At 64.4% G+C, this 1,490-nt stretch carries 1 protein-coding gene and 2 pseudogenes; all 3 read left to right on the top strand.

From position 1 onward, the window contains the following. Positions 1-232: pseudogene (locus QN222_RS30190) on the top strand (electron transfer flavoprotein subunit beta/FixA family protein); the annotation flags it as partial. A 178-nt stretch (positions 233-410) separates the two neighbouring features. Beyond that, positions 411-1,340, top strand: a complete 930-nt coding sequence (locus tag QN222_RS30185; RefSeq protein WP_283966065.1) for an electron transfer flavoprotein subunit alpha/FixB family protein — start codon at positions 411-413, stop codon at positions 1,338-1,340. A gap of 62 nt (positions 1,341-1,402) precedes the next feature. Continuing rightward, positions 1,403-1,490 (top strand): annotated as a pseudogene (locus QN222_RS30180) (GNAT family N-acetyltransferase); the annotation flags it as partial.

Here is a 1,490-nt window from a genome sequence, read left to right as displayed (position 1 = left end):
GGTGACCACCGATCTTCGTCTGAACGAGCCGCGTTATGCCTCGCTGCCGAACATCATGAAGGCGAAGAAGAAGCCGCTCGACAAGAAGAGCCCGGCCGACTTCGGCGTCGACACTTCGCCGCGGCTGAAAGTGTTGAAGACGGAAGAGCCGTCCGGCCGCAAGGCCGGCATCAAGGTCAAGTCGGTCGCCGAGCTGGTCGAGAAGCTCAAGGGCGAAGCCGGCGTGCTTTAGGTCATGCGTCCGGAAAGTGGGAACCGGTTCTCCGGACCAACGCATGAACCACTTCACAATCTTCATGCGTCCGGAAAGTGGCAACCGGTTTCCGGACAAACGCATGAACCACTTCACAATCTCGAAGCTCCGATCGGGAACGGATCGTTGAGCTCAAACCGAAAGGGAGACATTTCTCATGGCCATTCTGCTTCTGGCTGACCACGACACCACCCACCTTTCCGACCAGACGGCCAAGGCGCTGACCGCCGCCACCAAGATCGGCTCCGACGTGCATGTGCTGGTCGCCGGCTCGAACGTCAAAGCGATCGCCGATCAAGCGGCGAAGCTTGCCGGTGTGGCCAAGGTGCTGGTCGCCGACGACGCCAGCCTTGCCAACAATCTCGCCGAGCCGCTCGCCGCCACGATCGTCGCGCTCGCCGGCGGCTACGACACCATCATTGCCGCCGCCACCTCGGTCGGCAAGAACGTTTTGCCGCGCGTTGCCGCGCTGCTCGACGTCGCCCAGGTCTCGGAGATCATCGAGGTGCTGTCGTCCGACACCTTCAAGCGGCCGATCTATGCCGGCAACGCCATCCAGACGGTGCAGGCGAGCGAAGCCAAGAAGGTGATCACCGTGCGCACGGCCTCGTTCGCCGCTGCCGCTGAAGGCGGTTCGGCCGCGATCGAGACGGTTGCGGCCGCCGCCGATCCGGGCGTTTCCAGCTTCGTTGCCGACGCGCTGTCGTCGTCGGACCGGCCGGAACTGACCTCGGCGAAGATCATCATCTCCGGCGGCCGGGCGCTCGGCTCGTCGGAAAAATTCAAGGAAGTGATCCTGCCGGTCGCCGACAAGCTCGGCGCCGCCGTCGGCGCAAGCCGCGCCGCCGTCGATGCCGGCTATGCCCCGAACGACTGGCAGGTCGGCCAGACCGGCAAGGTGGTCGCGCCCGACCTCTACATCGCCTGCGGCATCTCCGGGGCGATCCAGCACCTCGCCGGCATGAAGGATTCCAAGGTGATCGTCGCGATCAACAAGGACGAGGAGGCGCCGATCTTCCAGGTCGCCGACTACGGCCTCGTCGCCGACCTCTTCGACGTCCTGCCGGAACTCGAAAAGGCGCTTTGAGCCGCCCCGGCGGCCCGGCCCATCGCGCATGTAATCAGCAGCAATCAAATAAGGATCCGACAATGGACGTACGCGCCGCCGTCGCCACTCAGGCCGGCAAGCCACTGGAAATCATGACGGTTCAGCTCGAAGGGCCGAAGGCCGGCGAGG

The organism is Sinorhizobium sp. 6-70 (genome assembly GCF_030124375.1).
GTDB lineage: Bacteria > Pseudomonadota > Alphaproteobacteria > Rhizobiales > Rhizobiaceae > Sinorhizobium.
The sequence above is the reverse complement of the archived record's forward strand: the minus strand, read 5'-3'. Positions and strand labels throughout refer to the sequence as shown.

Coding starts and splice junctions, on each gene's coding strand:
- QN222_RS30185 (WP_283966065.1), top strand. CDS start 411: ATGGCCATTCTGCTTCTGGCTGACCACGACACCACCCACCTTTCCGAC.